At 49.5% G+C, this 25,811-nt stretch carries 25 protein-coding genes, 1 pseudogene and 1 riboswitch; of the genes and pseudogenes, 16 read left to right on the top strand and 10 right to left on the bottom strand.

Features of this window, described 5'->3' with window-relative positions; genetic code table 11:
- Window positions 1-10: 10 nt before the first annotated feature.
- Window positions 11-442, top strand: a complete 432-nt coding sequence (locus ACUJFK_RS08330) for a hypothetical protein (protein ID WP_445426664.1) — start codon at window positions 11-13, stop codon at window positions 440-442.
- A 255-nt stretch (window positions 443-697) separates the two neighbouring features.
- Here ACUJFK_RS08330 and tnpC read toward each other — a convergent pair whose 3' ends face one another.
- The 3 genes from tnpC to ACUJFK_RS08315 are packed head-to-tail and all read right to left on the bottom strand — an operon-like array spanning window position 698 to window position 2,995.
- Window positions 698-2,227: an IS66 family transposase gene (gene tnpC, locus ACUJFK_RS08325; RefSeq protein WP_445426772.1), complete on the bottom strand. Its 1,530-nt coding sequence runs from the start codon at window positions 2,225-2,227 to the stop codon at window positions 698-700.
- Window positions 2,228-2,276: 49 nt separating this feature from the next.
- On the bottom strand, window positions 2,277-2,624 hold the full coding sequence (tnpB, locus tag ACUJFK_RS08320; protein ID WP_445426471.1) for an IS66 family insertion sequence element accessory protein TnpB: 348 nt from the start codon (window positions 2,622-2,624) through the stop codon (window positions 2,277-2,279).
- Window positions 2,621-2,995 (bottom strand): transposase, encoded by a 375-nt coding sequence (locus tag ACUJFK_RS08315; protein WP_445426663.1) that lies wholly within the window; start codon window positions 2,993-2,995, stop codon window positions 2,621-2,623. Before ACUJFK_RS08315 ends, tnpB begins: the two co-directional genes overlap by 4 nt.
- A gap of 284 nt (window positions 2,996-3,279) precedes the next feature.
- Between ACUJFK_RS08315 and ACUJFK_RS08310 the strand changes: the two genes are divergently transcribed.
- The 13 genes from ACUJFK_RS08310 (at window position 3,280) to modC (ending at window position 11,717) form a co-directional block, all read left to right on the top strand.
- Entirely contained in the window at window positions 3,280-3,642 is a 363-nt protein-coding gene (locus ACUJFK_RS08310; protein ID WP_445426662.1) for a hypothetical protein, read from the top strand.
- A gap of 143 nt (window positions 3,643-3,785) precedes the next feature.
- Window positions 3,786-4,310, top strand: coding sequence for a helix-turn-helix domain-containing protein (locus ACUJFK_RS08305; RefSeq protein WP_445426661.1), 525 nt, complete (start codon window positions 3,786-3,788; stop codon window positions 4,308-4,310).
- A complete protein-coding gene (locus tag ACUJFK_RS08300; protein ID WP_445426660.1) occupies window positions 4,303-4,659 on the top strand; it encodes a LexA family protein in 357 nt (118 codons plus the stop codon). Before ACUJFK_RS08305 ends, ACUJFK_RS08300 begins: the two co-directional genes overlap by 8 nt.
- 250 nt (window positions 4,660-4,909) lie before the next feature.
- Window positions 4,910-5,227 (top strand): hypothetical protein, encoded by a 318-nt coding sequence (locus tag ACUJFK_RS08295; protein WP_445426659.1) that lies wholly within the window; start codon window positions 4,910-4,912, stop codon window positions 5,225-5,227.
- A 443-nt stretch (window positions 5,228-5,670) separates the two neighbouring features.
- Window positions 5,671-5,807: riboswitch (molybdenum cofactor riboswitch) on the top strand.
- Window positions 5,796-6,767 carry a GTP 3',8-cyclase MoaA gene (moaA, locus tag ACUJFK_RS08290; RefSeq protein WP_445426658.1) on the top strand — a complete coding sequence of 324 codons (972 nt, stop codon included), beginning with the start codon at window positions 5,796-5,798 and terminating at the stop codon, window positions 6,765-6,767. It overlaps the preceding riboswitch by 12 nt.
- Window positions 6,768-6,781: 14 nt before the next feature.
- Window positions 6,782-7,348 carry a molybdenum cofactor guanylyltransferase gene (gene mobA, locus ACUJFK_RS08285; RefSeq protein WP_445426657.1) on the top strand — a complete coding sequence of 189 codons (567 nt, stop codon included), beginning with the start codon at window positions 6,782-6,784 and terminating at the stop codon, window positions 7,346-7,348.
- Window positions 7,335-7,874 carry a molybdenum cofactor synthesis domain-containing protein gene (locus tag ACUJFK_RS08280; protein WP_445426656.1) on the top strand — a complete coding sequence of 180 codons (540 nt, stop codon included), beginning with the start codon at window positions 7,335-7,337 and terminating at the stop codon, window positions 7,872-7,874. The genes mobA and ACUJFK_RS08280 overlap by 14 nt, the downstream gene beginning before the upstream one ends.
- A 1-nt stretch (window position 7,875) precedes the next feature.
- On the top strand, window positions 7,876-8,361 hold the full coding sequence (gene moaC, locus ACUJFK_RS08275; RefSeq protein ID WP_445426655.1) for a cyclic pyranopterin monophosphate synthase MoaC: 486 nt from the start codon (window positions 7,876-7,878) through the stop codon (window positions 8,359-8,361).
- Window positions 8,358-8,609, top strand: a complete 252-nt coding sequence (locus ACUJFK_RS08270; protein WP_445426654.1) for a MoaD/ThiS family protein — start codon at window positions 8,358-8,360, stop codon at window positions 8,607-8,609. The genes moaC and ACUJFK_RS08270 overlap by 4 nt, the downstream gene beginning before the upstream one ends.
- Window positions 8,610-8,624: 15 nt before the next feature.
- The gene (gene moaE / locus ACUJFK_RS08265; RefSeq protein ID WP_445426653.1) at window positions 8,625-9,074 is read left to right on the top strand and encodes a molybdopterin synthase catalytic subunit MoaE; all 450 of its coding nucleotides are present in this window, start codon (window positions 8,625-8,627) and stop codon (window positions 9,072-9,074) included.
- A 3-nt stretch (window positions 9,075-9,077) separates the two neighbouring features.
- On the top strand, window positions 9,078-9,848 hold the full coding sequence (modA, locus tag ACUJFK_RS08260; protein ID WP_445426652.1) for a molybdate ABC transporter substrate-binding protein: 771 nt from the start codon (window positions 9,078-9,080) through the stop codon (window positions 9,846-9,848).
- A 4-nt stretch (window positions 9,849-9,852) separates the two neighbouring features.
- Window positions 9,853-10,554 (top strand): molybdate ABC transporter permease subunit, encoded by a 702-nt coding sequence (gene modB / locus ACUJFK_RS08255; RefSeq protein ID WP_445426651.1) that lies wholly within the window; start codon window positions 9,853-9,855, stop codon window positions 10,552-10,554.
- Window positions 10,551-11,717: a molybdenum ABC transporter ATP-binding protein gene (gene modC, locus ACUJFK_RS08250; protein WP_445426650.1), complete on the top strand. Its 1,167-nt coding sequence runs from the start codon at window positions 10,551-10,553 to the stop codon at window positions 11,715-11,717. The genes modB and modC overlap by 4 nt, the downstream gene beginning before the upstream one ends.
- A gap of 167 nt (window positions 11,718-11,884) precedes the next feature.
- Here modC and ACUJFK_RS08245 read toward each other — a convergent pair whose 3' ends face one another.
- The 6 genes and pseudogenes from ACUJFK_RS08245 to narL form a co-directional block, all read right to left on the bottom strand.
- Window positions 11,885-12,427 carry a class I SAM-dependent methyltransferase gene (locus tag ACUJFK_RS08245; protein ID WP_445426649.1) on the bottom strand — a complete coding sequence of 181 codons (543 nt, stop codon included), beginning with the start codon at window positions 12,425-12,427 and terminating at the stop codon, window positions 11,885-11,887.
- Window positions 12,428-12,695: 268 nt separating this feature from the next.
- A pseudogene (locus tag ACUJFK_RS08240) lies at window positions 12,696-12,875 on the bottom strand (YfhL family 4Fe-4S dicluster ferredoxin); the annotation flags it as partial.
- Window positions 12,876-12,877: 2 nt separating this feature from the next.
- On the bottom strand, window positions 12,878-14,197 hold the full coding sequence (gene trhP, locus ACUJFK_RS08235; protein WP_445426648.1) for a prephenate-dependent tRNA uridine(34) hydroxylase TrhP: 1,320 nt from the start codon (window positions 14,195-14,197) through the stop codon (window positions 12,878-12,880).
- A 96-nt stretch (window positions 14,198-14,293) separates the two neighbouring features.
- Window positions 14,294-15,913, bottom strand: a complete 1,620-nt coding sequence (locus ACUJFK_RS08230; protein WP_445426647.1) for a thiamine pyrophosphate-binding protein — start codon at window positions 15,911-15,913, stop codon at window positions 14,294-14,296.
- Between the two features lie 126 nt (window positions 15,914-16,039).
- Window positions 16,040-17,293 (bottom strand): molybdopterin molybdotransferase MoeA, encoded by a 1,254-nt coding sequence (gene moeA, locus ACUJFK_RS08225; RefSeq protein ID WP_445426646.1) that lies wholly within the window; start codon window positions 17,291-17,293, stop codon window positions 16,040-16,042.
- A 14-nt stretch (window positions 17,294-17,307) separates the two neighbouring features.
- Window positions 17,308-17,961: a two-component system response regulator NarL gene (gene narL / locus ACUJFK_RS08220; RefSeq protein ID WP_445426645.1), complete on the bottom strand. Its 654-nt coding sequence runs from the start codon at window positions 17,959-17,961 to the stop codon at window positions 17,308-17,310.
- 320 nt (window positions 17,962-18,281) lie between these two features.
- On the opposite strand from narL, the gene ACUJFK_RS08215 reads away from it, so the two are divergent.
- The gene (locus tag ACUJFK_RS08215; RefSeq protein ID WP_445426644.1) at window positions 18,282-19,898 is read left to right on the top strand and encodes an MFS transporter; all 1,617 of its coding nucleotides are present in this window, start codon (window positions 18,282-18,284) and stop codon (window positions 19,896-19,898) included.
- 61 nt (window positions 19,899-19,959) lie between these two features.
- On the opposite strand, the gene ACUJFK_RS08210 is transcribed toward ACUJFK_RS08215, so the two are convergent.
- Window positions 19,960-21,744, bottom strand: a complete 1,785-nt coding sequence (locus ACUJFK_RS08210) for an ATP-binding protein (RefSeq protein WP_445426643.1) — start codon at window positions 21,742-21,744, stop codon at window positions 19,960-19,962.
- A 335-nt stretch (window positions 21,745-22,079) separates the two neighbouring features.
- Between ACUJFK_RS08210 and ACUJFK_RS08205 the strand changes: the two genes are divergently transcribed.
- A complete protein-coding gene (locus ACUJFK_RS08205) occupies window positions 22,080-25,796 on the top strand; it encodes a nitrate reductase subunit alpha (RefSeq protein WP_445426642.1) in 3,717 nt (1,238 codons plus the stop codon).
- The last annotated feature ends 15 nt before the right edge of the window (window positions 25,797-25,811 follow it).

Below are 25,811 nucleotides of genomic sequence, written 5' to 3'. Positions count from 1 at the left end.
GGTGATTCAAATGAAAAACCCTGTAGCTACTATTAATCCATTAGTTGTGCACACAACCAGCTTATGTTTGGATATGATGTGTTCAAAAACTTTTCAACACTCGCAAGCTGAAGATATCTTAATGATGCAAAAAAGTGTGCAAACACTAATTTTTAACCGCTGCATTGATGATGGCTATTTTCTCGACAATTTAACCTGCGTGAGTATGGCACTTTCACATAAAGTGATTACGATGCTATTGAATCAACTTTTTAACCCGACAATCCCAAACCCAGATAAAATCATGCGAGATCTGCAGACCGTGTTGATTGTGATCTCAACACGGTCAAAAGCAACCTCTTCAGAAAGTCAACTTAACAAAGCTGAACTGATGAAGAATGACAAGCAGTTAAACATTACTAACAGTAATTTGAATAAGGGTAACTCTCGGCATCTTGATTAAGCCCAACGTTCTGATCTGCTTCGTTGTTATTTAATGGAGCGGATCAGAAAGTATCTGAAGCCTTTGATTTACTTAATTAAACACGATCAATGTCAAACATTAAATCTGCCGATACCTCTCCCACAGTAAGACTCTCTAGATCTTTGATGCTCAGTTTTTTAGACTGTATAAGTTTTAATGGAAGTAAGCGTCCGGCGATCACAGGTTAGCGCTCTGATTTAAGTGTCCACTTAATTTTAGTGGACACTTGGTGTCTTAAATCGCGTCACCTGACTGTTTGGATAGATCGATATTCCAAGGTAACAACTCATCGACACGGTTGATGGGGTGATTGCCGATACGTTTGAGTACCGCTGTGAGATAGTCATTTGGATTGATGCCATTGAGTTTAGCGGTGCCGAGTATTGAGTACAGCACGGCAGCTCGCTCTCCTCCGGCAACTGAACCCGCAAACAGGTAATTTTTCCTACCCAAGGCAATCGGCCGCAATGAGCGCTCTGCACTGTTGTTATCTATCTCAGCATAACCGTTATCCACATAGGCAACCAACGCCTCCCACTGTTTCAGAGCATAATGAATAGCCTTGGATAACGGCGAGCCTTTCGATAAGGTACGCAGGGTTGTTTGCAACCACGCATGGAAGCGCTCAAGGATTGGCTTGGCGTTTGTGGCTCGGATGTGTTGTCGTTCATCCGGTGGTTGGCCGCGCACCTGCTTTTCAATCATATAGAGGGATTGGATAATCGCAATGGCTTCGTCGGCTAAAGGCGAAGGGCCGCTTTGAGTGATGTCATAGAACTTACGCCGCACGTGTGCCCAGCAACCATGTTGGGTGATTTGCCGTTGGTATAATTCGTTGTAACCGGCATAAGCATCGGCCTGCAGTGAGCCTCTGTAATCTTTTAAATGCGCCGCAGGATGAAGACTTCTTCGGTCTTCACTGTATTGCAGCCATACCGCAGGCGGTGTGCTATCTCCCCAGGGGCGACCATCGCGGACATAGGTCCAGTAACGACCCGTTTGAGTGCGACCTTTACCCGGTGATAGCGTCGGTGCGGTGGTGTCATCGGCATGCACGTGGTTGGCAGCTTTCACATGGCGTCCGATGGCATCAGCCAGTGGCGTGAGTAAGGCGCCAGTTTGTCCTACCCAGTCTGCCAGAGTAGAGCGTTCAACATCAATCCCTTCACGTTCCATCTGCTCAGCCTGGCGGTACAGCGGTTGATGGTCGAGGTATTTATCGACAATAACCTGTGTGAGCAACGCTGCACTGGCCAGTCCTTTTTTAATCACACGCTCAGGCGCTTGGCCTTGAACCAGTGTGTCGCAGAGCTGGCAGCTGAACTTTGGCCGCACAATGCGGATAACCCGGTAAGATGCCGGTACCACATCCAGCATTTCAGAGACATCATCACCGATATGGGTTAATTCGCCCTGACATCCCGGGCACTGGCAGGCGGCTTCAACACGCAGCTCTTCTCGCGGCAATTGTGCAGGCAGAGAAGCGCGTCGACGTGGCGTCGCTTTGTCCTCTGTTGCTGGTGCAACTAGCTTAGGTAAGACACTGGTCTGCATCTCCAGCTCTTCAAGTTGTAATTCCAACTGATGAATTTGCTTGTCGAGATGCTCGGACGAACGCCCGAAGCGGGCACGTTTTAACACGGATAACTGGTGGCGTAACGAGGCAATAACGGTATCTTGTTGGGCAAGCGTTGACTGCAGTTGAAGGATAATTTCCTGCAACTGTTTCGGGTCATTGGGTAAGTGAGATGCCATCGTTTTCATGCGGTGCATGATAACATAAAATGGCATCTAACTCATTGATTAATTGTGCTTATGCAGCATTTTTTGGTGTGTTTTTTCTGGCAGGCGGGCGCCAGTCTAAGCCTTCCAGCAACAACGCCAATTCGGCCTGCGTTAAGTGCACTACACCGGTTTTTGCGGTGGGCCACACGAACCGCCCTTGCTCCAGGCGCTTGTAAAACAAACACAACCCCTGACCATCCCACCATAGCAGTTTAATCCGGTCCCCACGCCGCCCTCGAAACACAAACACATGCCCACTAAAAGGGTCTTTTTGAAGCACATGCTGCGCCATAGCCGCCAGACCATCGAAGCCCTTGCGCATATCGGTGTAACCGGCACACAGCCATACACGCAGTTCATGGGATAAGGTAATCATGACAACGCCGCCACCAATTGCTGCAACATACCCGGTGTTGCCTCATGCAATACCAGTTGATGACCACTGCGAAACGACACCGTTATGGCTGGTTTATGGAGCACCGGCACAGCTTCAATCGCACTGACACTGACAGGAAGGAATGGCGTGGGGGCAGCTGGCATATCCACTTCACCTTTAGCACGCCTGACCCACAAAGCCTTACCGACGTTAACTTCTCGCACCCAGCGAAACACCTGGTTGGTATTTACATCGTATTTGCGCGCCAATTCAGATACCGACAATACACGTTCTTTGGATTCCTGAACGAGCTGCCATTTAAACTCGGGCGAAAAGGCCCTACGTACATCGGATTGTTTTAATACGGGCATTCATAACTCTCACGGTTGAAAACGGTGACAGGTATGATGCGTGATCAGTCAGCAAATAAAAGATGTGTTCACCGGACGCTTACCGTCTATCAGAGCTTTTCGCGAAGCAATTACCTGACTTTTTACAAAAGCTGGAGTCAGAGAGTTTAATTAGTCTAACTTACTCCGACAGATACCTTAAATCGCCTTGGGCTGCCCTGCTTTGCAGTGCTTTTATTAAAGCTTTTATCAAAAACAATCATGCCAACATCAACATTAATACGCTTTGCAGTAACGCGAATCAGATGGGCAAGTTATTAAACCATGATTGGCAAATTCCAGATGAACAACAATATCTTCTAACAAACTTACTTACCCAAGAAGGTATGGAAAATACGATATCCATTAATTTAGTTGATTCAAACCGCGAATTGCCCCACTCCCGTGTATTAACGCTTGAATGGCGTGATGGAAGTAAAACACAGGTTATTTTAGACCAAGGTGTCGGGTATTGGCGTCCAAAAATGAAACACTACAACCAAATGGAACATGACTTTTATCTTGATCCACAAGGTCAGCTTGAAGAAATTCTTGCAAAAGCACCAGACGCAACTATGACACACAGCGCCAGTTGGCCGACTTATATAGTGCTTAAAAACATCCTGTAAGTAGAGCAGGCCTTAAGTTCAAATTTGGATTAACATCAATGACAAAATTAAAAAACGTCTTAAAAACCATGTTGCTTAAAAACATTTTTAATACGATTTGACGCTGAAAATAATTTCATGATGGATGCGTGTGGAGTTTATGAATGGCTAGTGAAAAATTAAACATGCAGATCAGGCTATTACGAACTGCTTTAAATTATAGCCAAGAAGAGCTAGCTAAAGCTGTTGGCGTTTCTGATGTAACAATTTCAAAGTGGGAAAGTGGACGCTCACCTAATAGTAAGCATATACCTTTACTAGCAAGAGCGTTAAAATGTAGCGAGACTGAATTGCTGCATGGTTGTAAACAACAAAATCCTCTCCCAGTAGAGTTTTCAATGAATAAAAAACCGATGTTCAGTGAACGATTGTTATCAAGGATGGCGATGCTTGAACTTAAGTCTAACGATGTAGCCAAGGCTATGCATGTTTCAAGAGGTACAGTATCACAATGGGTAAATGGTATTGCGAAACCTGGCGGTGAAAATGCGGCTCATCTTGCTATGATTCTAAGCTGTAACATCGCTTGGTTGATGAATGGAGATGGTTCAGTCGATGATGATGCCGCCATGTCAACTAGGCAAACGCACGAGTCAGTTCCACTTATTTTTATGGCAAGAGTTGGGTGAATGGTTAAACTATGGCTCTGAATTATCCATTAGGGAAAGAATACGCCACGCAACAACAGTTGGAAAACGGGCGTTTGCCCTCCGTATGCAAGGTGATAGCATGGTTAGGCCTTCAGGGTGTTGCATTCCTGATAATGCACTTATGATTGTTGATCCAGACACACATGCGGTTAATGGCAGTATCGTTGTAGTTTTGTCTGATAATCAAGTATCTGTTGCAGTTAAAGAATTAGTGTTAGATTGTGAGATAACGTACTTACGAGCGTTTAATACTGACTATCGCTTGCAAGTGCTACAAAGTAATACCGTGATTGTTGGTGTGATTAAGCAAGTTATCCAAAATATGTGATTTTTGCTCCTTTCAGATTCCTTACTTGAAAAATTATATTAAATAAAATCAATTGCTTGACCATCTGGCAGCCTCGTGTTTTAATTTTATTTGTTGAATCGCTTAGCTATTACAACAAGAGACATCACATTGTTTTCGTGCTTGGGCATTTGGCTCTAACCTCTCGCTCAGGCATCTATCATCGACTCAATTGAAGTAGGTTAAAACGTTCATGGACAGTATCGTTTTTTTCACTTGTGGGATTGTTGCCATGTCAACTTATACCGCGTTCTATCAAATATTTAAACAAAGGACGATGAACCCGGCTGTAGTTCCTGCATTTGTACTCAATCCAATTGGATTGTTAATTCTCCAGCTTTTTATGCTTTTCCCAACAATTTGCCTTTTTATTATCGGCTATTATGCTGTCTCGGAAGGCAGCTGGGTTTATCTATTGAACTATCTTTGGTTCGCATTTCCATATGCTTTAGTATTTAGACCTACCATAAGAAATGATTTGATAGCTGGTTTTCTCTTCGCGATGGCGCTCATTCCTTGCATGACCTGGTTGTGGCAAGTCTGGAAGTAAAAGCCACCTCCATATGATTGTGGCTTTGCGTTTGCCCCTGTAAGTGGGCTTAATTATTTTCAACACCCAGTCTTAGTTAACTTTATTTAAATTTAAATTCAAACAGCCGCCATTATACAGAGCTATGTGAAATTTTTCTAATTTCACCACAAAAACTTCTGTTGTGACCATCTTGTGACCACGCGCTCTTCATTGGCCGCTTCGATACCATGAAAAGATGACCACCCTATTGAGTGGTCACATTTTCATTTTACCCGTCAAAAATTCTGGTCACACTCAGGATATATTACATAATTTAGTGGCACCGTGAATTTCTCTCACCTAATTAGATATGTTACAAAGCACCTAGTAAGACGCAAGGTGAAATTAAGACAATTTACCCACTAAGTAATAGTAAGGCGCCCCTTCTTGGCAATAACAATACACCGGCAAACTGCTTAAACTTACATGCATAACACCGAGCTACCGGTTCTAACGCCTTATTGCGGTCATGAACGGTATGCCGTGGCACTATCGCCACCGGGTAAGTCTGGAAACGGCCTTACCTCCCCACTTGGAAAGGTGAATTATGTTAACTGACGCTTATGCGCGCCGCTTTAGTTATTTGCGGCTGTCTGTTACCGAAAGCTGCAATTTTCGCTGTAGCTACTGCCTGCCAGACGGCACTGACTGCACCTCTCGCAGCGGCGAGCTAACACTGCCAGAAATCCGCCGTTTAGTCACTGCCTTTGCCAAACTCGGTACCCGCAAGGTACGCATTACCGGCGGTGAGCCATCACTGCGTAAAGACTTAACCGAGATTATCGCTGCCTGCAAAGCCGTGCCCGGCATTGAAAAAGTGGCGCTAACCACTAACGGCTATCGTTTAAAGCGCGATGCGCTAGCCTGGCACGCTGCCGGGTTGGATGCTGTTAATGTCAGCGTCGACAGCTTAGATGCTGATACCTTTCATCTGGTGACCGGCCAAGACAAGCTTTTCGATATCTTAGATGGCATAGCGCACGCTAAAGCCATTGGTATTAAGCAAGTGAAAATTAATACCGTGCTGTTAAAGCAGCATAATGCCTTAGCGCTACCCGATTTTCTTAAGTTTATTCAGCAGCAGGATATCGCACTGCGTTTTATCGAGCTGATGCGCACCGGTGACAATGCCGGCTTTTATCAGCGCCAGCATTTAAGTGGTGAGAGTATTCAGAAACAATTGCTGGCTCAGGGCTGGCAGCTGAACGCCAAAGCCAAAACCGACGGCCCGGCGCTGGAGTATTCACACCCAGCTTATCAGGGCCGTATTGGCCTTATCATGCCCTACAGCAAAGACTTTTGCACCGATTGCAACCGGCTTAGGGTATCAAGCACTGGAGCCCTGTATTTATGCCTGTTTACCGACAGTTATCAGGACTTACGTAGCCTGCTGCAAAGCGATGACAGCACGCCCTTGATGAACTTTTTACAGCAAGCGGTGCAAGGCAAAGCCTTTAGCCACCAGCTAGCGCAGGATTACAGCGGCAGCACCCGGCATTTAGCCCAGATCGGTGGATAAAAGAGGCGATTAACATGAGCAGTAATAAGCCATTTAGCGCGCTGATTTTAGCCGGCGGCCAATCTAGCCGCATGGGTCAGGATAAAGCTCTGCTCAACATTAATGGCCAAAGCTTACTGGCACATATGCAGCAACTGGCCATCGATAGCGGTGCCACTGAGGTGCTTGTAAGCCGAAACCAGCCGGGCTTTATTAACGACACTGAGCATCAGGCCGGGCCTCTGGCTGGTATCTTAGCGGCGCTTGCGCACTGCACCACTTCGCAGCTGCTGATCCTGCCGGTTGATACACCGCTGTTAAGCGTTGCCAGCCTGCAGCAGCTGGTGCTAGGGGCCAATGGCGATGCCGCTTACTTTGCCAGTAGTCCACTGCCCTGCGTGTTGCCGTTAAGCCCGGTGCTAAGCGAGCTTATCAGAAAGCAATTACACAGCGGCCAACGCTCAGTACAAGCGCTGCTAAGAGAGCTGAATGCCACCGCCTTGGCAGCCCCGTCGGCTGAGTTATTAAATACCAATACGCCAGCAGACTGGCTGCACTATCTTTCATTAGTTAACAGCGGGAGCCTGTATGCCAAAGCCTGATTTAAACCGGTTTTATCCGCTTAAAATTGCCGTCCTGACCGTGTCGGATAGCCGCAATAGCAACAATGACAGCAGCGGCGAATTGTTAAGTCAGATGCTGTTAAGCGCCGACCATCAGCTGGTCGACCGGGCATTACTGCCCAATAACAAATACCAGCTGCGCGCTAAGCTAAGCCAGTGGATCGCAAGCGATAACATTCAGGTGGTATTGATTAATGGTGGTACCGGATTTCAGCACACTAACTGCACGGTAACTGCGTTAACTCCTTTGCTAGACACCGAGGTGCCAGGCTTTGGCGAGCTGTTTCGCCAATTATCGTTTAACGAGTTGGGCTCAGCCGCGCTGCAATCCGGCGCTCTGGCAGGCCTGGCGAATGGCACCTTAATTTTTGCTATGCCAGGCTCAGGAGGCGCCTGCCGGCTGGCGATGCAGCAGCTGATTTTACCGCAATTAGATAGCAAAACCGGACCCTGCAACTTTGTTGCCCATGTAAAAAACAGCCCGCTGAAAAGCTGTGGAGCTTAAGATGACAGCAACCCTTACCCATTTAGATCAAAGCGGCGCTGCGGCGATGGTCGATGTCAGTGCTAAGCCAAATACCAACAGGTTGGCCAGAGCCGGCGCTTTAGTGCAAACCACGCCACAAGTGATTGAATTAATTGCTCAGGCACTGCTGAAAAAAGGCGATGTACTGGCCACTGCTCGCATTGCCGGCATTATGGCAGCGAAAAAAACCAGCGAGCTGATCCCGCTGTGTCACCCACTGCTGCTTAGCAAAGTATCGGTCGATTTTCAATTGCTACCAGAGCAAGGCCAAATTCAGATCGAAAGCTGTTGTTTGCTAAGTGGTAGCACTGGCGTGGAGATGGAAGCACTGACCGCCGTCAGTGTCGCAGCCTTGACCATTTACGATATGTGCAAAGCAGTAGATAAGGCGATGGTTATCAGCGATATCCGCTTGCTAGAGAAAAACGGCGGTAAATCTGAGCATTATCTCTTGGAGGCAATATGATTAAAATTCTGTTTTTCGCCGCGCTTCGAGAACGGCTAGATTGCGAACAATACCTGCTTAGTTGCGATGGCAAAATGTTGCAGGTGGCCGACGTACTGCAGCAACTGCAAAGCCGTTGCCATAACTGGCAGCAGGAACTTAGCCGCACCGATTTGCTCTGCGCCGTAAACCAGCACCTGGTACCGTTAACGGCCAGCGTGCAGGATGGCGATGAGCTGGCGTTTTTCCCCCCGGTAACCGGCGGCTAGCAGGTGGTAAAGGATATGAGCATCTTTGTTGCAGTACAAAGCGATGATTTTTGTGTCGCCAGCGAATACGACGAGCTACGCCACCACTCAGCCTGTGGCGCTGTCGTCACCTTTAGCGGCCTGGTACGTGAGCTTAGTGACAACACCCTGCACAGCATGACGCTGGAACACTACCCCGGCATGACCGAGCAAGCCCTTATCGCTATTGCTAAGCAGGCACAAAGCCGCTGGCAGCTTGGCGCGGTGCATATTATTCACCGCGTTGGCACCCTAAAACCGAATGAGCAAATCGTGTTTGTCGGCATTGCCAGCGCGCATCGCGCCGCGGCCTTTGCCGCCTGCGAATTTATTATGGATTACCTGAAAAACCGCGCGCCGTTCTGGAAAAAAGAGCACACCGACAGCGGTGATTACTGGGTTGCAGCCAAAGCAAGCGATCAGCAAGCGCTGGCGCGCTGGGAGTAACCTATGATCCGAAGAGTATTGCTGCTTTGCTTTGTCTGTGCCCTACCTGTTTATGCGAGCGAAAAGCTGACTATCGCAGCGGCATCAGACTTACGTTATGCGCTGGATGACATTATCATGCTATTTAAGCAACAGCAGCCAGCGGCAGACGTTCGGGTCATTTATGGCTCCAGTGGCAAAATCAGCACGCAAATCCGCCATGGCGCGCCCTATGATGTTTTTTTTTCAGCCGATATTCAGTTTCCCGAGCAACTCTACGCTGAAGGCCATGCAGTCACTCAGCCACAGCTTTATGCCCTTGGCCGAATTGTGCTGTGGAGCCCGCAGCAAAATATGACGGGTATTGAACTGTCACAACTGACAACTATGCCCTTTCGCCGCCTCGCCATCGCCCAACCCGCCCATGCACCTTATGGCCAGCGCGCCAAAGAGGCGCTACAGGCTACCGGTGTCTGGTCTGCAGTAGAACCCAAATTGGTGTATGGCGAAAACATCGCCCAAACTGCGCAACTGGCGCAAAGCGGTGGCGCTGATATCGCTATTATTGCGCTGTCTCTGGCCAAGTTTCCCGAATTAGCAAAGCAAGGCTATCAACTTATTCCGGCAGAGCTGCATCAGGGGCTGACTCAGGCTTTTGTGATTACCCGCCATGGTGCGAATAACAGCAGCGCGCATCAGTTTACCACCTTTATGACCAGCAAAGATGTGCTTGCCATTATGCAAGGCTACGGCTTTGAACATCCTGCTAGTGAACAACAAGGCAGGCGGGAGTAACGCTATGCAGGAGCTTTTCGCTACCCTTAGCCCGCAAGATTGGCAAGCAATACAGCTGACATTAAAGCTATGTTTATACACCACCCTTATTTTATTACTACTGGGCACGCCGCTGGCCTGGTGGTTATCGCTGAGCCAGAGCAAACTGCGCACCGCTATTCAGGCGATAGTGGCGCTGCCGCTGGTATTACCGCCAACGGTGCTGGGGTTTTATTTATTATTGCTACTGGGGCCGCATGGCGCTGTCGGTGGCACGCTTGAACGCCTTGGTCTATCCCATCTGGCGTTTAGTTTTACAGGCATTTTAATCGGCTCGGTGATTTACTCGCTGCCCTTTACCGTGCAGCCGCTGCTGGAAAGTTTTCGCCGCATGGGGCCAAGGCCACTGGAAGTGGCCGCTACCTTAGGTGCCGGCAAGCTGGATCAGCTGTTTAGCGTGGTACTGCCGCTATGCCGCGGCGGTTTTATCATCGCCGCCACCTTAACCTTTGCTCATACGCTTGGCGAATTTGGCGTGATCTTAATGCTTGGCGGCAGCATCCCGGGTGAAACCCAGGTGCTATCGGTACTTATTTACGATCACACCGAAGCAATGAACTATGTTCAGGCGCAGCAGTTATCACTCGGCTTGTTAATCAGCGCCTTTGCAGTGCTGTTTATTGTCTATGGTTTAAACCGCCATTTTGAGCGCGAGGCTATTCTATGATGAGCCTATTTCATATCACAACGCGTCGGGACAAATCCTGGCTGGCAGCCGATCAGCACACGGCTTCATCAACCCCGCCTGCCCAGACAACTGCCAGTTTAACCCTGGCATTAACTATTCAGCGCGGTGACTTTACTCTGCAGCTAAATAACAGCCTGCCGTTACAGGGCGTAACGGCGCTATTTGGCCGCTCTGGCTGTGGCAAAACCACGATGCTGCGGGCTATTGCCGGCCTTGATCGCCATGCCAACGCTCAGGTACAGTTTGCTGATACAGTCTGGCAACAGGGCAATACTTTTGTGCCAGTGCATCAGCGCCGAATTGGGATGGTATTTCAGGAAAGCAGCTTATTACCGCATTTAACAGTTGAACAAAACCTGTTGTATGGCTTTAGCCGCTTAACTAAAGACACGGATATTGCTCTGCAACCAGAGCAGGTGATCCATCTGTTGGAGCTAACACCGTTATTACAGCAAGCACCAGAGCAACTTTCCGGCGGCCAGCGCCAGCGCGTGGCTCTCGGCCGAGCTTTACTCAGCCAGCCGCAATTACTGCTGCTGGATGAACCGTTGGCATCGTTGGATCAGCAAAGTCGCAGCGAGATTTTGCCGTTTTTACAACGTATCGCCAGCCAGACCGGTATTCCGATGCTGCTGGTCAGCCATCAGCTGGATGACGTGGTGAAATTAGCTGACCAGCTGGTGCTGATGCAACATGGCCACATTCACAGCCAAGGCCCACTGCCACAACAATTGCTGCAACCCGAATTAGCCGCCATCGGCGCTATGTCGCTGCTGCATGCCAAAAACCACGGCAGCACTGATCACCTGTTGCAGCTAAGTATCGGTCAGCAGCCTTTACAACTACCGGCGCCGCAGCATGGCGACACAGCAAGCTATTCCCCCACTTCATACCGTTTACGTATTCAGGCGCGCGATGTGGCGCTGAGCCTAACACCGCTTAGCGACAGCTCGGTCAGTAATCAATTGCAAGTCAGCATCAGCGGCTTTAACCCCGCCCCCCACCCGGCCGAAACCCTGGTGCACCTAACACTGGAAGGTCAGCCACTGCAAGCACTGTTAACTAAACAATCAGTGGAACGTTTGGGATTGCAGTTAGGCCAGCAGTTATATGCGCAAATAAAAGCCGTGGCGTTGGATTAATGACTTAACCTTTGTCCCAGAGTAAAAATCTGTATCTGGGCTCGTTAAACGGGATGAAATCAATTTAAGTGTGCAGACTATAAAGAGAGCTATGGCTGTTAGTTACGTCTCGCGACCTGAAAATGAATGTAAACGTTCGCAACGTCTGTCTATTAACGTTTTGTGGGTCATGTAGAGGAAGCACTACGAACAAAATGAAAGTAAGCAAAGGCTTGTTCAAGCCCGGCTGGTGTAAGGTGTTTTTCTGTTCGCTCTTCAACCAAAGTAAAGCCCTGCCCAAGCTGCGCACTAAGTTTACTGGCATCGTATTGCACTATGGGCAAACCGCTGCATTGCTCAGGTCCACCAATAGCAAAGGATGCGATGATCAGGTGCCCATTAATTGCCAGTGCATGCTTCAGCGCACGAATATAGTTTTGCCTGTCTTCTATCTCTGTTAAAAAATGGAACACGGCGCGATCGTGCCACAATTCCACCTGCCGCTGAGGACGATAGGCCGTGACATCGGACTCTATCCATTTTACAGCAGCCGAGTTGCTCCCTAGCCGCTGCTGCGAAACGGCCAGCGCCGCCGCAGAAATATCCAACACGGTAACTTGGGAGTATCCTCGTTGAAGTAAGTGGTCGACCAAACCAGATGCGCCACCGCCAACGTCTATGATTGATGCAGACTTTTCAAAGTTGCAGCTGGTAATGAGCTCAAGGGACATAGCAGGCTCTGCCTGAAACCAGCTGACCGCGGTGGCATTTTTTTGCTGGTAGATGTTTTGCCAGTAGCTTTTTTTTCAAAGCTATTCAAGGGCGCCTCTCTTAATTTTAAAGTGTTAATTTTAGGTTTAGCACAAAATTAATTTCTATAAACCAAATTCGGATATTGGCACATAATTGAACTTGGCATCTAAGCAAAATGAAACATCCCAATTTGTCTAATATGCCTCCTTGCTGCATCCATACGCGTGGTTAAAAGCTCCAAACTAAATCAATACAATCTATCGGGCAGACGGCAATGCAGGTGGGTTTATCGTAGTAGCCAATGCATTCGGTACACAGCAGCGGGTCGACTTCATAGTGCTTGGCGCCCATGCTAATCGCCGCATTTGGGCACTCGGGCACACACATATCGCAATTAATACAGCTGACTTCAATTACGGCGGGCATGGTTAACCTGCCGCATTCACGGCTACATCACTGCTGGCGCTGGCCGCGACAGGCAGCTGTTTTAACAGCATGGCAAAGCGCAAATCAGTTTGCTGCGGTAACTTTACTTTAAGCTGATAACACGCGCCCGGTGCCAGTAAAATAGCGTTATTGTGCTTATCGCGCAGCGCCTGCAAAATAAAAATCTGGTTGCCGGCCGGTGTCATTAATACCAGGTTATCGCCGATGGCAAACTGGTTTTTTACCTCCAACAAAGCAAAGCCTTCGCTATCCTGCTCGCCAATAAACTCACCGACTAACAGCTGCTCGCCGACACTGTGGCTGGTGTCGTAGTTTTGCGTGTCCTGCGGTTTATGCCGGCGTAAAAATCCTTCGGTAAAGCCGCGGTTGGCCATACCGTCCAGCTCGCTAAGTAAATTAGGGTTAAAAGCTTTGCCTGCTGCCACATCATCAATCGCCTGGCGATACACCTGGGCAGTGCGCGCGACATAATACGACGATTTAGTGCGGCCCTCGATTTTCAGCGAATGCACGCCCATCGCCATTAACGCCGGTACATGCTCAATGGCACGTAAGTCTTTTGAATTAAGGATATAGGTGCCGTGCAAGTCTTCATCTATCGCCATCAGCTCACCAGGGCGGCCCTGCTCTTCTAACAACGCCGGCGTGCTTATCGGGGTAAACTGGCCTACCTCGTCCTCGCGCGCAGCATGCACCTGATACGGCCAGCGGCAACTGTTGGTGCAGGCACCCTGATTCGGGTCGCGCTTGTTAATATAGCCCGACAGCAAACAGCGGCCGGAGTAAGCCATACACAACGCACCATGCACAAAAACCTCCAGCTGCATATCAGGTACTTCGCGGCGGATTTCGGCGATTTCATCTACCGCCAGCTCACGCGATAAAATAACCCGCTCAACGCCCTGCGCCTGCCAGAACTTTACTGCCGCCCAGTTCACCGTATTGGCCTGCACCGATAAGTGCAGCGGCATCTGCGGGAAATGCTGTTTGAGCAAATACACCACGCCGGGATCTGACACAATCAGCGCATCCGGCTTTAACGCTACCACCTGCGCCATATCGGCGATAAAGCTTTTTAGCTTACTGTTATGCGGCGCAATATTGACCACCACATACAGCTTTTTGCCCAATGCATGGGCTTCGTTAATGCCCATTTCCAGCGTGGCTAAGTCAAACTCGTTGTTGCGCACTCTAAGGCTGTAACGCGGCTGGCCGGCATACACCGCATCGGCACCATAGGCAAAGGCCAGACGCAGTGCTTTTAAACTGCCGGCGGGTGAGAGTAATTCAGGTCTAAACATAACAAGGCCTCTGGCACGACATCACAACTATAAAAAAGGCGGCTAGTCTAACGCCGGCACAAAAACCGGCTTTGATCTGCCGCAAACCCGGAATTATTAACAGCTAGTCTGCGCCCACTGAGCGGCTTTAAAACCCTTAGCAAAATTATCCAAGCGCGCTGTGCGGCTGCCGGCTGGCAACATCACCTCTATCAGACTAAATCGCTGTTTACTGTCCAGCGCTAGCTGCAGTGCCTGGGTAAAGTCGGTTAAATTATTCACCTGCATACCGTGGCCACCCATGCTACGCGCCAAATCAGCATAGTGCCAGTTGGCCAGATTAGTGCAGCTGAGGCCGGGGGTAAAGGCTTCTATCATGTCCCAGCGCTGGTTATTAAACACCACTATCACCGGTGCAAAGCCATAGCGGGCAAAGTGGCCAAGCTCGAGCCCAGTCATTAAAAAAGCGCCATCGCCTACCAGTACCACCGGCCGTAAACCGGTAACTGCCTGCACGCCAAAGGCTGCCGGCACGGCGTAACCCATAGAAGCATAAAACGCCGGTGCCAGCATTAAACTGGGGTTGGCATGCAGGGAAGCAAACAGGCAATCGCCAATATCGGAAATAAGCGGCACAGTGTCATTGCGTACTGTTAACACGCGGTCTAAACATTTCACCAGGCTGCTGGCACTTAGCTGCTGCTCTTCCGCCACAGTTGCTGCAGTTGGCATGCTTTGCTGCGCAAAGGGCGTCAGTGCTTGCGTTATTAACGCTGCCAGTAATGGTTTTAACGCCAGCTGATGGTAGGTTGCAGGCCCCAGCCTGAGCTGATTCTGCTCGATGCAAACCACTTTATGTGCAGGGAAAAGCTCACTGTGGGCGGCAAAATTGCTGTCGGTTTTTATCACACCAATTTGCAAAATCAGGTCGGCATCGCGCAGCAGCTTTGCAGGACGAAGGTCGGTTTTATCGAGGAAAATACCGCCATAGAGCCGATGTTGCTGGTTAAAGCTGGCACGGCCCATTAGAGTGCTGACAAAAGGTATATTAAATTTATCGGCTAAGGCTTCAAGCTCGGCCACCGCATCAAAGCGGCGCACATCGACGCCGGCTATAATTACTGGCCGTTGCGCTTGCTTAAGCCGCGCGGCGACATCGGCTACGGCCAGCGCCAGTTCATCATGTGCTATCGCTTCTGGCTGATAAGGCCCAGCCAGCTCAATGTGAAAGGCTACAGCATCACGCGGTATTTCCAGTAGTACCGGCCGGCTTTGCTGCTTCGCGGTCGCTAGCGCTGCGCGGATATCCTCGCCACAGCGTGCCGGGTTATCCAACCGGTACTGCGCTGCGGTGATTTCGCGGTAAATGTCACGCTGCGAGTCAACCGTTTTCGCCTGATGATGAATTTGCAGGCCGCGGTCAATCTCACTTTGGCTTGGAAATCCGGCAATCACCAGCAGCGGCACATGCTCAACATAGGCCTGAGCTACCGCATTCACAGCGTTTAATGCACCGGCACCGTAGGTTAGTATCACTACCGCCGGGTTATTACTAATGCGCGCGGCCGCATCGGCGGCAAACACCGCCGAGGGTTCATGGCTTAAATAATATAGCGGCAAACGGTTACGCTGCTGTAGCTGTTCAAAAAGCGGCAGCACAAAATCACCGGGAATACCAAATAACTGCTTAACACCAAACACGTCCAGTTCGTGCAATAAGGCATCGACCAATAGCATAACCACTCCAATTCTGCGTTTTATCACGCGCAGTGTGGTGATTATTGCGATTAGCGGTGTTGATGCAGATCAAGGCTGCGCCGGCTTACGCCGGCGCAAAGGTGGTAGAAAAAACAAGATAGCGCGTTAACGCAGTAAATTAGAAAACGGTAATATCGACACTATTTCACCAGCCGGCAGGCTAGCGCTGTCACGCGGTAACACTATATAACAATTAGCGTTAGCAATGGAGCTGAGCATGCCAGAGCTTTGTGCACCCAAGGTTTTTACTTTTAAGCCGGTTTCACCCTGCCAGTACCAGCCACGCTGAAAATCCATCCGGCCGGGTTGTTTTTTCAGTGGCACCTCGCATTCAGCGGTTAACAGCTTAACATTAGCCGTAACAGTTTCACCGCTAAGTTTACGCAGCACCGGCTGCACCAATTGCTCCAGCGTAACTACCGCCGCTACCGGGTTACCAGGCAGGCCAAAAAACCAGCAGTTATTCAGCTTACCAAAGGCAAAGGGTTTACCTGGTTTAATTGCCACTTGCCAAAAATTTATCTGGCCCAGCTTGTGCAGAATTTGCCGGGTGTAGTCGGCATCACCCACTGAGACTCCGGCGCTGGTGATCAGCACATCAGCCTGCGTCATTGCCTCCTTAAACGCCTGCTCTATGGTGTCAGGATCATCCGGCAATAAGCCGAGGTCAATCACCTGCACGCCAAGGCGTTGCAGCATAGCGGCAATCACATAACGGTTGCTATCGTAAATGTGCCCATCCGCTAACGGCTGCCCTGGCGGCACCAGCTCGTCACCACTAGAGAAAATAGCTACCTTTAGCTGACGCACTACTTTAACGTCGGCAATACCAATAGATGCCAGTAAACCAATATCGGCCGGGCGCAGCTTATGCCCGGCAGCAAACACTTCAGCTCCCCGGCTAATATCTTCTCCGGCCCGACGCACATGCTCTCCGACAACAGGCTCTAGCTGACATAAAATTTGCTGTTGGCTGCCATCATTCGTTTGAATAAGCTTTACCTGCTCCTGCATCACAACAGTATCCAGGCTAGGGGGCAACACAGCACCGGTGGTAATGCGCACGCAGCTATCGGCAGGCACTCTGTCGGCAAAGGCATGACCTGCTAGTGCCACACCAGCTATATTCAGCGGTTTGCCCGGAGCAACTTCAGCTGCGCGCAAGGCATAGCCGTCCATCGCCGCGTTGTCGTACCCAGGCACATTGATACTAGATACCACAGACCGCGCCAGTACCCGGTCCAACGCAGCAGATACCGGTACGCTGATGGTTTGTTCCAGAGACTCAACTTCGCTAAGCATTTGCAATATCGCTTGCTCAGCACTAAGCATGGGTTTCGGCATACGGGCGTCTTGCATCAGGCTGTGCTCCTTTATACCTTGTTACCTTGCTGGTTTACCATCCATACCGCAGCTTCAACCCGCGAGCGCAGGCCAAGTTTCTTCAACAGATGTTTAACATGCACTTTCACCGTACCGTCAGAGATATTAAGCTCGCGTGCAATTAGCTTATTACTTAACCCTTTGGCAATAAAACCCAAAATTTCGTGTTCACGGTTAGTCAGGCTATTAAGCTCAGCGGGCGTTTTTACTGCGGGGCGGCGCAGTGCCGTGGCTAGCACCTGTGTAACGGCTTCGCTTAACACCATTTTACCGGTCAAAGCACGTTTAATATGCTCCAACAGCAGTTCAGGATCGCTGTCTTTTAACAAGTAGCCATCAGCACCATTACTAATGGCATTAACCACGTCTTCGTCAGCATCAGATACCGTTAACATCACAATTCGTGAAGTAACCCCCTCGTCTCGCAGACGTTTTAACGTAGCGATACCATCCATACCTTGCATATTTAAATCCAGAATAATCATATCGGGATCCAGCTCAACAGCCAACGGTATCGCATCCATACCGCTACTGGCCTCGGCAATAACTTCCAGCTCATCTTCCAGGGCCAATAGCTGCTTTAAACCTTTGCGTAATAACGGATGATCATCCACCAACATAATGCTGGATTTTTGCTCTGACATGTCGTGCTCCAAATCTGTCATATTTCTGTATGGGTATTAGCTTACAACAAGGTGGTGCTTACTTTGATATAAATCAGTTAAATAGCAGATCTGCCTGCTTGGCCCGATACCCCATCAAGGCCTATAAAAAATCAAACCACCATCATAAACGTCTGATTTAATTCAACATTAAAACCTAAGCACTCAACACTTACCACTTAATAGGTACCCACAACTATTCCTCGGCGGTCGTAAGGTAACTCCGAAGATACATTGTGACAACACGAGATGCCCTGCATAGTTTGCACAGCTTATATTGCTGTTTCCAACAGGAGTGAACCATGTCAGATCTTAAACAATGGCAACCGGAAGACGACACCTTCTGGCAAAGCACCGGCAAAGCCATTGCCAACCGCAACTTATGGATCTCTATTCCAAGCTTGTTATGTGGCTTTGGTGTCTGGATGCTATGGAGTATTGTTACAGTACAAATGCTCAACGTCGGCTATCCGTTTAGCACCGCTGAATTATTTACCTTAACAGCTATAGCCGGCCTCACCGGTGCCACTTTGCGTATACCATCGAGCTTTTTTGTCCGGCTGTGCGGCGGTCGTTACACGTTGTTTCTCACGACTAGCTTATTAATGATACCTGCTGTTGGCACAGGCTTGGCACTGCAAAGCATCGACACCCCACTATGGGTATTTCAGCTTATGGCACTGCTATCGGGCATTGGCGGCGGTAACTTTGCCTCGTCGATGTCGAATATCAGTTTCTTTTACCCTAAAAAGCAGCAAGGCCTGGCGCTGGGGTTAAATGCTGGGCTGGGTAATTTTGGTGTTACCACAGTACAAATACTGGTACCCATTTTTATGTCGTTTGGTGTCTTTACCGTACTCGGTGGCGGTGAGCCGATGATCCTGGCTAAAGCCAGCGGCACAGTCACTGGCACTATTCCGGCAGGAACTGAAACCTGGATCCAAAATGCTGGCTTTGCCTGGTTAATTACGCTAGTGCCACTGGCCTTTTTACTCTGGTTCGGCACAAACAATATTCACACAGAAGAAGTCACCCCTAAATTACCCTCTGCGTTAACTTCATTCAGTATCATACTTGCAATGCTGGGGATCGGTTTTATAACGTCTATCGCTGGTTTATGGCTGATATTGCCCGAGTCGGCCAACGGCTCTGGTTTTGGTATTCCAAAAGAGATAGTTCTAATTGCTATCTTGTTTGCCACGGTATTTTTATTAAAACTGCTTCCCGGCGCCATTCGCACCAGCTTAGATCGGCAATACAAAATATTTAATAACAAACACACCTGGGTCATGAGCGTACTGTACGTAATGACGTTCGGCTCTTTTATCGGCTTTGCCGCCGCCTTTCCATTGTCGATTAAAGTAATATTTGGCTACAGCCATATTATGGTTGACGGCGTAATGACTCACAGCACACCTAACCCGAATGGCCCAAGCGCATTAACTTACGCTTGGATAGCACCTTTTGTTGGCGCACTTATCCGCCCCGTAGGTGGATGGATTGCCGATAAACTCGGTGGTGCCTTTGTTACCCAACTGTGCTCAGTGGTGATGATACTGTGCGCCTTGGGTGCGGCTTACTATATGCAGCTGGCCTATCAGAGTGCCACGCCAGAGCAATACTTTGTGCCGTTTTTCTTGATCTTCTTGGGTTTGTTTGCCGCCAGTGGTATCGGTAACGGCTCCACCTTCCGTACCATCGCCGTAGTATTCCCCAAAGAGCAAGCAGGCCCTGTACTGGGCTGGACATCTGCGGTGGCGGCATATGGCGCCTTCTACATTCCGCAGGTACTGGGTGAGCAAATAAAAGCTGCCACACCTGAGTACGCGATGGTGGGTTTTGCCATTTTCTATGGCTTGTGCCTGCTCGTGAACTGGTTTTTTTACCTGCGTAAAAACGGTGAGTTTTATAATCCGTAACTTTCGGGGGTGCAAATACCTGGGGCGCCGCTGTTCTGACAATGGCGCCCCGACAGCACCATCACGCCATTTGCTGTTGCAATAAATACTCTGGTGTAAAACTAAAATACACGCCGGTGCCGCCTTCTTTACGCGCTTTAATCTGTATTTGTCCGCCTAAATGCTTGCTACGCTCCTGCATTATGGCCAAGCCATAATGGTTTAGCTTTTCTGCCGCTTGTGGTATGCCGACGCCATTATCTTCTACCGCCAGGCTGATGCCATCGCTACTGTGCTGTAGGCTAATCTTCAGCTCGCTGCCCTGGCTGTGGTGCACCGCATTCTGGCTGGCTTCACGGATAATTTGCAGCAGGTGAATTTCTTCATGCGGCGCCAATGGCACATTACTCAACTGATAATCCAGCCGGATCTGTAAGTCAGACTGTTCGGTTAACTGTTTCACCGTAGTTTGCAGCGCACTTAACAAGCCAGAACCGTCGACTTTTAAGCGGAAAGTGGTTAAGAGTTCGCGCAGCTGGCGATAGGCCGAATCCAGACCCTGCTTTAGTTCAGCCGACACATCAGCAATAGTGGCTTTATCATCTTTTTGCGTGGCTTTATTTAGCCTGGTTACCTGAATCTTTAAATAAGACAATGCCTGCGCTAAGGAGTCATGCAGTTCACGGGCGATTACAGTACGTTCCTGCATCAATGCCAGCCGGCGCACCTGCTCTTCTTCTGATTTTAAACTCAATGCCAGAGCTAACTGATCGGCCACCGAGGCTAGTAATTGCTGCTGCCACATAACTAACTTCTGCTCTTTGGCTACCCTTACCACCAATACACCAAACTTTTTACGTTCCCGTTGCAAGGCATAAGTGTATTGCTGATTGTTGCAGCTGCTGCTTTCAGCCTGACTTAAACAATCACCGCAGTTTTGCTCAATGCAAGGATCTACAATATCAACTCCCGGCACTAGCTGCATATAAGGTTTGTCACCATCCTCAGTAAATAAACAAAGCTCTAAATCATCAATCTTAACCACAAGTTTAAGTTCATCAATAATCTTTTTAAAATCAATATACTCAGGTACATGTTCACTAATACTCCGGGCGGTGTTATATAAAAAACGCAGCGTTATATTGTTATGTTTTAATGTCTCGGTTTGCTTATCTACCCGCTGTTCTAAGTTGCCATACATATAGGCAATAGAGTCATTCATCTTGTTAAAACTGTGCGCCAGGGTGCCCAGTTCGTCATTATTTTCAATACTTAAACGGTGGGTAAAATCCCCCATTGCCACCCGTTTTGCGCCTTGTGTCAGCACTTGCAGCGGCTCTTCCACCATCACTTTTAACCAGTAAATCACAATGGCTGATAACAACACCGTGGCCAGCAGAGCAATAAGCTGCAGAGTACGAAAACCACGTACTTTTTGCTCAGCATCCTGCTGAATAAGATACACCAGCTGCTCCAGCAACTGAATTTGTACCTGCAACACAGTTTCCAACTCGGCCATGTCAACTAATGGCTGCGATAACGCCACATCGACCCCCTGCCATTGCAACCGCGCCCGCTCTAACTGGTTGGCTATGTCATTGTTACTGATAAACCTGGCAAACACCGGATGCTGCCAAGTTTGCGCCAGTTGCTCACGAGCTATGCGCAGCTGATTTTCGTCGTGCTGTAATGTCAGCCAGGCCATGCGGTAAGTTTGCATCCGTAGCGAGCCTGCTACATTGACGGCATGTGCATCGTTATCAGTTTTGTCCGACAGCCAGTACGAAGCCAGCATAGTTCCAACAGCCAGCGTAACAATACAAGCCAGCGCAATATTAATACGGGTAACAATAGAAAACTGTCGCATAACCACTCCACTAATTTACTGCTTAAGCATACCTGCTTATATGGCATTGCGCCGCTTTGTTATTAAAAACCACCGACACAATTTAGCTACCCCTTTTTTCTCGCCAGGGTAGCTGCATTTACCTACTTCACACCATAAGGGGTAAACACCTGAGTATTGTCGGCGATTACAGCCCCACCCACACTACCACCTTGTAGGTATTTTTGTTTTTTATCAGCTATTTAGCGCTCTGGTTAGCATGATCTAAATCAAGCATCATCGCGCTGTTGTTTCTATAGTGTGCATACCAGAAAAGCAATATGTCTGTTCATGCAGGACAAGACCAGGAGTAAACCATGAGTCACCTACTCGACAAACTGCGGTTTTTTAAAACCCGCAAAGCCCCGTTCGCCGACGGCCACGGTGTTACCACTAATGAAGATAGAACATGGGAACAGGGTTACCGCCAGCGCTGGCAACACGATAAAATTGTGCGCTCTACCCATGGTGTAAACTGTACCGGCTCGTGCAGCTGGAAAATATATGTAAAAGACGGTCTGGTTACCTGGGAAACCCAGCAAACCGACTACCCACGCACCCGGCCGGATTTACCAAACCATGAGCCGCGCGGCTGCCCACGTGGCGCCAGCTATTCCTGGTATATTTATAGCGCCAACCGCTTAAAATATCCTAAAGTACGTCAGCAACTGATGAAATTGTGGCGCGAAGCCAAGGCTGCGCATAAAGATCCGGTAAAAGCCTGGGAATCTATTGTCAGCGACCCGGAAAAAGCCAAAAGCTATAAAGAGCGCCGTGGCTTGGGCGGTTTTGTCCGCGCCAGCTGGGATGAGGTTAACGAGCTGATTGCCGCCTCTAACGTGTACACCACCAAAACTTACGGCCCGGACCGGGTTACCGGCTTCTCGCCTATTCCGGCGATGTCGATGGTGTCTTATGCCGCTGGCGCACGTTATCTATCGTTAATTGGTGGTAACTGTTTAAGCTTCTACGACTGGTACTGCGACTTACCGCCTGCGTCACCGCAGGTATGGGGCGAGCAAACCGACGTGCCGGAATCGGCCGACTGGTATAACTCGAATTACATTATTGTTTGGGGCTCTAACGTGCCACAAACCCGTACGCCCGATGCACACTTCTTAACAGAAGTGCGTTATAAAGGCACCAAAACCTGCGTTATCACTTCAGATTACTCAGAAGCATCCAAATTTGGTGATACCTGGTTAGCGCCACGTCAGGGTACTGATGCTGCGCTCGCGATGGCGTTTGGCCATGTGATTTTAAAAGAATTCCATGTTGATAACCCAAGCGCCTATTTTACCGATTATGTAAAACGCACCACCGATATGCCCATGTTGGTGATGCTGGAGCAAGGTGAAAAACACCTGAGCCAGGGCCGTTTCCTGCGCGCTGCCGATTTAGTCGATAACCTGGGTGAGGACAATAACCCGGACTGGAAAACCATAGCGCTGAACAGTGATGGCCGCTTAACCAGTCCTAACGGCGCAATTGGTTACCGCTGGGGCCAGGCAGGCAAATGGAACCTTGAGCAAAAAGACAAAGATGGCGAAATCGACTTACAATTATCGCTAAAAGATAACCGCGACGAGCTGGTCGAGGTAGCCTTCCCGTATTTTGGCGGTGCACCGCACGAATATAAATACTTCCAGCACACCGCACATGACGACGTGCAAATTCGTAAAGTTCCGGCCAAACGCGTCGAGCTTGCCGATGGTAGCACCGCTTTAGTTGCCACCGTATTTGATCTAATGCTGGCGCACTATGGTGTAGATAACGGCATTGGTGATGACAGCCGCGCCAAGTCTTACCTTGACAACGTACCCTACACGCCAGGCTGGCAGCAGCCTATTACCGGTGTGAACCCGGAAGATGTGATTCGCGTAGCGCGCGAGTTTGCCCGCAACGCCGATAAAACCCGCGGTCGCTCTATGGTGATTGTCGGTGCTGCACTAAACCACTGGTATCACATGGACATGAATTACCGTGGCCTGATCAATATGCTGATGATGTGCGGCTGTATCGGCCAAAGCGGCGGCGGCTGGGCACACTATGTTGGCCAGGAAAAACTGCGGCCACAAACCGGCTGGACCCCACTGGCCTTTGCGCTGGACTGGCAGCGGCCACCACGCCATATGAACGGTACCTCGTTCTTCTATAATCATTCCAGCCAGTGGCGTTATGAAAAGCTGGATATGACCGAAGTCGTATCGCCTTTGGCGAATAAAGAAAAGTGGGGCGGCAGTATTATAGACTTTAACAGCCGCGCCGAGCGCATGGGCTGGTTACCGTCAGCGCCGCAACTGGGAGTTAACCCGCTGGGCTTGGCCGCTAAAGCCAAAGCTGCCGGTGTTGAGTTAAAAGACTATGTGGTGCAGCAGCTAAAAGATCGCGACATTAAGTTTGCCTGCGAGCAGCCCGACAGCCCGCAAAACTTCCCGCGCAATATGTTTATCTGGCGCTCTAACCTGCTGGGTTCCAGCGGTAAAGGCCACGAATACATGCTGAAGCACTTTTTAGGCACCAAACATGGCTTGCTGGGCAAAGACTTAGGCGAGTTCGGTGGTAAAAAGCCGCAGGATATCGAGTGGACTGACAACGGCGCTGAGGGCAAGGTCGACTTATGGGTGACGCTGGATTTCCGTATGTCTACCACTTGCCTGTATTCCGACATCGTGCTGCCTACCGCCACCTGGTACGAAAAAGACGATATGAATACTTCGGATATGCATCCGTTTATTCACCCGTTAACGGCTGCCATTGATCCGGTATGGGAAGCACGCAGCGACTGGGAAATTTTCAAAGGGATTGCCAAATCATTCTCGAAAGCGTCCGTTGGCCATTTAGGCGTAGAAACTGACGTGGTCACCACGCCAATGCACCACGATACACCGGCAGAACTGGCACAGCCTTATGGTGTTAAAGCCTGGTGGAAAGGCGAATGTGATGCGATACCGGGCGTGACCATGCCGCATATTAATATTGTCGAGCGTGACTACCCTAATACCTATGCCCGCTTTACCTCAATTGGCCCACTGCTGGAGAAAATCGGCAACGGCGGCAAAGGCATCGGTTGGGACACTAAAGAGGAAGTCAGCTTCCTGAAAAAGCTTAACCGCGTGCATACCGACGAAGGCATTAACAAAGGCATGGCGAAGATTGACAGCGCCATCGACGCATGCGAGATGATTTTGTCCCTGGCGCCGGAGACCAATGGCCATGTCGCGGTTAAAGCCTGGGAAGCCTTAGGCAAAATTACCGGTCGCGACCATACCCATTTAGCGCTACCAAAGGCAGATGAGAAAATCCGCTTTAACGATATTGTCGCCCAGCCGCGCAAGATCATCAGTTCGCCCACCTGGTCAGGTCTTGAGGATGAGCATGTGTCGTACAACGCCGGTTACACCAACGTGCACGAGCTAATTCCATGGCGCACCATTACCGGCCGCCAGCAGTTTTATCAGGATCACGAATGGATGCGCGATTTTGGCGAGCAGCTGTGTAGCTACAAGCCGCCAATTAACTTAAAAACCGTGCAACCGGTGCTGAACAAAAAACCGAACGGCAACAAAGAAGTGGTGCTGAACTGGATCACGCCGCACCAGAAATGGGGTATTCACAGTACTTACTCGGACAACCTGTTAATGCTAACACTGTCGCGTGGTGGCCCTATTGTCTGGTTAAGTGAAACTGACGCCGCCGCTGCTGGCATTGAAGATAACGACTGGATTGAAATCTTTAACGTTAACGGCGCCATCGCCGCCCGTGCTGTGGTTTCACAACGGGTACCAGAAGGTATGAGCATGATGTATCACGCTCAGGAGCGCATTGTAAACGTGCCTGGCAGTGAGCAAACCGGCACCCGTGGTGGTATTCATAACTCGGTCACCCGCGCCGTAATGAAACCCACCCATATGATCGGTGGCTATGCCCAGCAATCCTATGGCTTTAACTACTACGGTACCGTTGGCTGTAACCGTGACGAGTTCGTCGTCGTGCGCAAAATGCACAACGTTGACTGGTTAGACACTAAATAAGGTTGGAGTAAGTAA

The organism is Alishewanella sp. HL-SH06 (assembly GCF_052656265.1).
This window is presented reverse-complemented; position numbering and strand designations above follow the sequence as displayed.

Excerpts from the sequence above, each read along its gene's own strand:
- ACUJFK_RS08230 (WP_445426647.1), bottom strand. The coding sequence starts at position 15,913 with ATGCTATTGGTCGATGCCTTATTGCACGAACTGGACGTGTTTGGTGTT.
- modA (WP_445426652.1), top strand. The coding sequence starts at position 9,078 with ATGATCCGAAGAGTATTGCTGCTTTGCTTTGTCTGTGCCCTACCTGTT.
- ACUJFK_RS08330 (WP_445426664.1), top strand. The coding sequence starts at position 11 with ATGAAAAACCCTGTAGCTACTATTAATCCATTAGTTGTGCACACAACC.
- ACUJFK_RS08245 (WP_445426649.1), bottom strand. The coding sequence starts at position 12,427 with ATGTCCCTTGAGCTCATTACCAGCTGCAACTTTGAAAAGTCTGCATCA.
- ACUJFK_RS08315 (WP_445426663.1), bottom strand. The coding sequence starts at position 2,995 with ATGCCCGTATTAAAACAATCCGATGTACGTAGGGCCTTTTCGCCCGAG.
- modB (WP_445426651.1), top strand. The coding sequence starts at position 9,853 with ATGCAGGAGCTTTTCGCTACCCTTAGCCCGCAAGATTGGCAAGCAATA.
- moaE (WP_445426653.1), top strand. The coding sequence starts at position 8,625 with ATGAGCATCTTTGTTGCAGTACAAAGCGATGATTTTTGTGTCGCCAGC.
- modC (WP_445426650.1), top strand. The coding sequence starts at position 10,551 with ATGATGAGCCTATTTCATATCACAACGCGTCGGGACAAATCCTGGCTG.
- tnpC (WP_445426772.1), bottom strand. The coding sequence starts at position 2,227 with ATGAAAACGATGGCATCTCACTTACCCAATGACCCGAAACAGTTGCAG.
- tnpB (WP_445426471.1), bottom strand. The coding sequence starts at position 2,624 with ATGATTACCTTATCCCATGAACTGCGTGTATGGCTGTGTGCCGGTTAC.
- trhP (WP_445426648.1), bottom strand. The coding sequence starts at position 14,197 with ATGTTTAGACCTGAATTACTCTCACCCGCCGGCAGTTTAAAAGCACTG.
- mobA (WP_445426657.1), top strand. The coding sequence starts at position 6,782 with ATGAGCAGTAATAAGCCATTTAGCGCGCTGATTTTAGCCGGCGGCCAA.
- moeA (WP_445426646.1), bottom strand. The coding sequence starts at position 17,293 with ATGCAAGACGCCCGTATGCCGAAACCCATGCTTAGTGCTGAGCAAGCG.
- moaA (WP_445426658.1), top strand. The coding sequence starts at position 5,796 with ATGTTAACTGACGCTTATGCGCGCCGCTTTAGTTATTTGCGGCTGTCT.
- ACUJFK_RS08280 (WP_445426656.1), top strand. The coding sequence starts at position 7,335 with ATGCCAAAGCCTGATTTAAACCGGTTTTATCCGCTTAAAATTGCCGTC.
- ACUJFK_RS08270 (WP_445426654.1), top strand. The coding sequence starts at position 8,358 with ATGATTAAAATTCTGTTTTTCGCCGCGCTTCGAGAACGGCTAGATTGC.
- narL (WP_445426645.1), bottom strand. The coding sequence starts at position 17,961 with ATGTCAGAGCAAAAATCCAGCATTATGTTGGTGGATGATCATCCGTTA.
- ACUJFK_RS08295 (WP_445426659.1), top strand. The coding sequence starts at position 4,910 with ATGTCAACTTATACCGCGTTCTATCAAATATTTAAACAAAGGACGATG.
- ACUJFK_RS08310 (WP_445426662.1), top strand. The coding sequence starts at position 3,280 with ATGGGCAAGTTATTAAACCATGATTGGCAAATTCCAGATGAACAACAA.
- ACUJFK_RS08210 (WP_445426643.1), bottom strand. The coding sequence starts at position 21,744 with ATGCGACAGTTTTCTATTGTTACCCGTATTAATATTGCGCTGGCTTGT.
- ACUJFK_RS08215 (WP_445426644.1), top strand. The coding sequence starts at position 18,282 with ATGTCAGATCTTAAACAATGGCAACCGGAAGACGACACCTTCTGGCAA.
- ACUJFK_RS08305 (WP_445426661.1), top strand. The coding sequence starts at position 3,786 with ATGGCTAGTGAAAAATTAAACATGCAGATCAGGCTATTACGAACTGCT.
- ACUJFK_RS08205 (WP_445426642.1), top strand. The coding sequence starts at position 22,080 with ATGAGTCACCTACTCGACAAACTGCGGTTTTTTAAAACCCGCAAAGCC.
- moaC (WP_445426655.1), top strand. The coding sequence starts at position 7,876 with ATGACAGCAACCCTTACCCATTTAGATCAAAGCGGCGCTGCGGCGATG.